Consider the following 4,977-nt stretch of genomic DNA (forward strand, 5'->3'; position numbering starts at 1 on the left):
TCACCGTCCCCCCTTCGGCTTGTCGCCGCGCACCCCGTCCCACCGCACCGGCCTTACCAGCAGCTCAGACAGAGGCACAACCGACACCGGAACGCGATGGCGGTTCTTAGTATAACTACCTGCGCTTTGACCAACCGAAGAACCCGCTACCAGTCGATCAGCGGTGGGCACCGCCGAACTGGAGACCGACCACGCCGACGATGACGAGGATCAGCGAGGCGATCTTCACCGCGTTCATCGACTCGCCGAAGGCGGCCGCGCCAATGACGGCCATGGCCGCGGTGCCGGCCGCGGACCACACCGCGTAAGTGAAACCGATCTCCAGATGCTGCAATACTCGAGACACGAAAAAAAATGACAGTGGATAGCAGACACAGACCATCAGGGTCGGCCAGAGCCGAGTGAACCCGCTGGTCTCCCGGAGCGCCAGCGTTCCAGTGATCTCCAGCACTATAGCGACGATAAACTGCACGGTGATGGCCATACCCGGACGATATCGGCGCGCCGGATGGCCGTCACCCCGGCCAGGGAGTCCAACCCGTTCGACTCGTCGATCGGGTGGCGGTCATCAGTAGCGGGGTGCCGGCCCCGTGCCGGGCACTCGCCTCAGCGAGCAAGGCGGCCAGCCAGCCCAACGCGCCCAACGTCCACTCGGCGAGGGCTCCCTGGCAGGTAACCCGGTCCGAGCAGGTCCCTGCCACAGCTCGTCGACGACGGCGGATTCCAGCACCGGATGGTCGTCGTTCGCCGAGGAGAACGAGTCATCCGAGAAGACGTGCTGGTCGAGTTTACACAGCCAGTCGAGCATCGCGGGGGCGGCGGAACGGATGGCCGGGTCCTGCCCACCGTCCACCGTCACCCGCACCCGTGTGCTGTGCCGCGGGGCGCAGTCGGCGAACCAGCCGACGTCCTGCAACAGACTTCCCACGGCGGGTGTCCGTAGGCGGCACGGGACGGCGACGCCCCGGCGGCGGCCGGCCGGTCCTGCCCGGCGTCGTTCATCCCCCACAGGCCGCCGGAGGCGTGAGGATGCGACGAAGGAATCCCGCCACGGGTGCACCGCCAGCTCGCCGTACAGGGAGACGAACAGGGTGCCGGCGGGCCCGGCCGCGTCACCCTCGTGTACTACCGCCGGCACCTGATGTTCCGACCCTTCGTGACGAGTTTGTTCGGGTCGTCGGGTACGCCGAGCAGATCCACGTCGATGACGCTACGCCACCCCGTCAGCCTGCTACTCCTGCAGTGGCCCCGCCCGGTCGCCCGGTTCCCGGCGCCACCGCCGGACTTCACCGTCGACCGGCCCACCGTGCCGACGTTCCGCCACGTGCCGTCGCTGTAGTACTCCTGCAGTTGGACGGTGACGACCGCCCTGGTGACGTCGCAGTCGATGTTGACCCACCAGCCGTGTCCGGACGCCTCGTGAGCGGAACTGGAGACGTGTACGTAGTCGCCCCTGGTCTCGAAATAACACACCCGCGCGGATTTCGTGGTACCGGCTGGGGAACTCCTGTCCCGCAGGCCATCCGCGCCGGCCGCGGCGGCGACCGCGGAACCCGGGACGGGCGCGGGTACCGGCCCCGTCGACGCCGCGGTCGCCGCGGTCGCCGCGGTCACCGAGATCTGCGACGTTCCGATCAGCACGGTGCTCGCAATGCAGGATCCCACGGCGAGCCTACGAAGAGAGTGACGCACAAGCGCACCTCCGAATCGGCTCGGGCAGCGGAAAGAAAACCGCGTGCCCGGGGCGGAAATTGACGACACGCACGGCACCGGTCCCACCGGTCACATTCGGTTCCGGGCGTCATAAAAAATTGCATCGCCGCCATGCCACGTCAAGCAGGCGGCCGTCCACCCGACCCGTGTCGGACTCTACCGGTCGCCGACGGAAATCTTTTCCACATGGCAGGCGAAAACGACTCGCGCAGGCGTTTCTACTTCAGCCCGGCGGTAATCGTCTCGACGCCGCGCACGGCGCCGGTGGCGTCGCTGCCGCCGTGGGCGTAGAACGCTTACGGCCGGTCGGCCGACCGCCGCGCTCCTGTCGGTCTGGAGCGATCCCGCTTCCGTGGACCGGGGGTGTGAGACAGCTACGCCGAGGCCCAGCGAGCAGGACGTTCCCGCTCGGATCACACCGGCGCCCACCAGCCGGGATACACCACATCCGGTTCCCCGGGCCGGTACATTACGGCCATCGTGTCCAACATGCGCGGTCCAGGCAATGCACCACGGCGGCTCGACTGGCCGCTCGGCGGCGTACACCGGGTCCCGGCGGTCCCGCTGTCTCTGCTGTCTCTGCTGTCTCCGACGCTCCCCGGCGAGGCACCCAGCCCGATGAGTACGCCCGCGCGGGGCGGCCGCCATCCCGTCGGCCCGTCCGGCCGCCCGCCGGCAGCCGCCCCGCAGGCCGGCTCCACCTGACGGACCGAACGATCCATGTTGCTCTTCATCCCGCTGGCCCTGTGCGCCGCGTTCCTGCTCGCGTCGTCCGCGGCTCTGCAACAACGCGCCGCCGGACGCAGCCGGTTCGCCGCCCGTGACGACCGGGCGCACGCGCTGCCCGGGATGGGGCATCTGGTCGACCTGGCACGCGAGCCTATGTGGCTGCTGGGCTGGCTGACGAACGTCGCCGGGTTCTTCACCCAGGCGCTCGCCCTGCACCTTGGTTCCCTCGCCGAGGTGCAGCCCCTCATGGTCACCCAGTTACTGTTCGCGCTCCCGCTGGGCCTGGCCCGCACCCATCTGCGGATGGCGCGGGGAGCATGGTGGGCGGCGGCATCGATCTGCGTAGGCCTCGCGCTGCTCCTCACGGTCCAGGGACGCCTCCCCGCCCATGCGCCCCTGGACGAATACCGGCTGGTGCTGACCATCCTCGCGATCATTGCCCTCGCGGCGACACTGACGGTGTTCTCCCGCGGCCGGCGACCAGCGATGCGTGCGGCGATGCTCGGAGTCGGCGCCGGGCTGTTCTTCGCGCTGAGCGCCCTGCTGATGAAGCAGGCCACCGACGAGACCCTGAACGAGGGGATCGGTACCACCGCGACCCACTGGTTCGCCTACGCCTTGGGCGGAGTCACAATAGCCAGCCTCGTACTCGGGCAGATGGCGTTCGCCGTGGGTCCGCTCGCACCGACCGTCACCGCCATGAACATCACCAATCCGACGGTCTCCTACGCCCTCGCCGTGCTCGTCTTCGGGGTACCCGCCCCGGACACCCCCGGGGTTATCACGGGTGTCACGGTGGCGGCCCTGCTGGTCGTGGGCGGGGTCGTCCTGCTCGCCCGCTCGCCCGCCCTGCCACGCCCCACCCGTCGCCTGCCTGACGTCTCTCGCCACGACGCCCCTCGCCACGACGCTCCCGCCCCGATGCCCCCGTCCTGATGCCCGTCCTGGCGGGCGACGAGGTCGACAGGCTCCGGGGGACCGCCGCGGTCGCTCCGCCCGGTGGCGGCCGACGCGGGGGCAGACCCGGGGGGATCCGGGGAGCCGGCATGGGAACACCGTCCGCACCGTTGCGCTGGACCACCCGATGCGCCATCGCGGGCGGTGGGCCGGCGGGGATGATGCTCGGTCTGCTGCTGGCCCGCGCGGGGGTAGACGTCATCGTGCTGGAGAAGCACGCCGATTTCGCCCGTGACTTCCGCGGTGACACGATTCACCCGTCCACGATGGCAGTGATGGCGGAGTTGGGCCTGCTGACGGACTTCCTTCGCCTCCCGCACACCCGGGCCGCCACGCTGGCTTTGGATATGGCGGGCCGGCGCCGGACCGTTGTGGACTTCCGGCACCTGCGGACGCCCTGCCCGTTCATCGCCCTGATGCCTCAGTGGGACTTTCTCACGTTTCTGGCCGAGCGGACCGCCTCCTATCCGACGTTCCGCCTGGCGATGAGCACCGAGGCAACCGACCTGGTCCGGGCGAACGGACGGGTCGTGGGCGTACGCGCGGCTGGCCCCCTCGGGGAGGTCGAGATCCGGGCGGATCTGACGGTGGCTGCCGACGGCCGGCGCTCGACCTTGCGGTCCCGTGCCGGCCTGCCGGTGCGGGAGCACGGCGCTCCCTTCGACGTCCTCTGGTTCCGGCTGCCGAAAGACATGGGCGACGGGTCCGCGAGCGGCCGCCGGGCGGCGAGGGACGGGAACGGGAACGAGGAGGGGAACGGGCATGGGGAGGAAAAGGGGAACGAGCGTGGGGAGGAGGGAAACGGGGACGGATTCACCCTGGCGCACCTCCGCAAGGGCCACGCCCTGATCACCCTGGATCGACGCGACTACTGGCAGTGCGGCATGGTGGTCCGGAAGGGGTCGGCGCAGCGGCAGCCGAAGACGGCCGGCGGGCTGGCGGCGTTCCGTGCGCGGATCATCGCCGCGGCGCCGGCGCTGTCCAGTGCCGTCGACGACCTCACCGACTGGGACCAGGTGAAGACCCTGGTGGTGCAGGTCGACCGGCTTCGCCGATGGTTCCAGCCGGGTCTGCTCTGCATCGGCGATGCCGCCCACGCGATGTCCCCGGCGGGCGGTGTCGGGGTGAACTACGCCGTCCAGGACGCGGTGGCGACGGCGAACCTGATGGCCGCGACGCTGCGGGCCGGGCCGCCCGAGCCGGCCGAGCTGCGGCGGGTGCAGCGCCGGCGGACCTGGCCGGTCGTACTCATGCAGATGATCCAGGTCCGGCAGGGCGCCTTCCTGGTGCGCCTGCTGGGTGATGACGAGCGGCCGGCGCACGGCGGCAGCCCGTCACGCCGGGTCACGCGTGCCCCCATGACGAACGCGGTGGCGAACGCGACGGCAAGAACGGTGACGGGGGCGGTGCGGGCCGGGATGTCCAACCTGGTGACAGCCATGATGTCCCATGGGGTGACCGCCACGGCGGCGCCGCGGATCAGACGGGTGCTCGGGCGGGTCATCGGCATCGGATTCCGGCCCGAACACGTCCGCACCCCCGACGTGTTCGCCAAGAATACCGGGTACGCCAAGAATA

The 4,977-nt window shown here is 70.1% G+C and carries 5 protein-coding genes; 2 read left to right on the top strand and 3 right to left on the bottom strand.

Going from position 1 to position 4,977, the window contains the following annotated elements; translation table 11 throughout:
* Positions 1-157: 157 nt before the first annotated feature.
* The 3 genes from ACY45C_RS19870 to ACY45C_RS19880 all read right to left on the bottom strand — a co-directional run bounded on the left by ACY45C_RS19870 (position 158) and on the right by ACY45C_RS19880 (position 1,665).
* Positions 158-472, bottom strand: coding sequence for a DMT family transporter (locus ACY45C_RS19870; RefSeq protein ID WP_462189076.1), 315 nt, complete (start codon positions 470-472; stop codon positions 158-160).
* 96 nt (positions 473-568) lie between these two features.
* Positions 569-1,138, bottom strand: a complete 570-nt coding sequence (locus ACY45C_RS19875) for a hypothetical protein (protein WP_462189077.1) — start codon at positions 1,136-1,138, stop codon at positions 569-571.
* A complete protein-coding gene (locus ACY45C_RS19880; RefSeq protein ID WP_462189078.1) occupies positions 1,126-1,665 on the bottom strand; it encodes a hypothetical protein in 540 nt (179 codons plus the stop codon). Before ACY45C_RS19880 ends, ACY45C_RS19875 begins: the two co-directional genes overlap by 13 nt.
* A 768-nt stretch (positions 1,666-2,433) precedes the next feature.
* On the opposite strand from ACY45C_RS19880, the gene ACY45C_RS19885 reads away from it, so the two are divergent.
* Together ACY45C_RS19885 and ACY45C_RS19890 are read left to right on the top strand one after the other, a co-directional pair.
* Positions 2,434-3,378 (top strand): DMT family transporter, encoded by a 945-nt coding sequence (locus ACY45C_RS19885; protein WP_462189079.1) that lies wholly within the window; start codon positions 2,434-2,436, stop codon positions 3,376-3,378.
* A gap of 110 nt (positions 3,379-3,488) precedes the next feature.
* Positions 3,489-4,977 (top strand): FAD-dependent oxidoreductase (locus tag ACY45C_RS19890; protein WP_462189080.1); only part of this gene is annotated, 1,489 nt, incomplete at its 3' end.

It is taken from the genome of Frankia sp. CcWB2 (assembly GCF_977927585.1).

Bases quoted from the DNA above. Each gene is read 5' to 3' on its own strand.
- ACY45C_RS19885 (WP_462189079.1), top strand. From the start codon at position 2,434: ATGTTGCTCTTCATCCCGCTGGCCCTGTGCGCCGCGTTCCTGCTCGCG.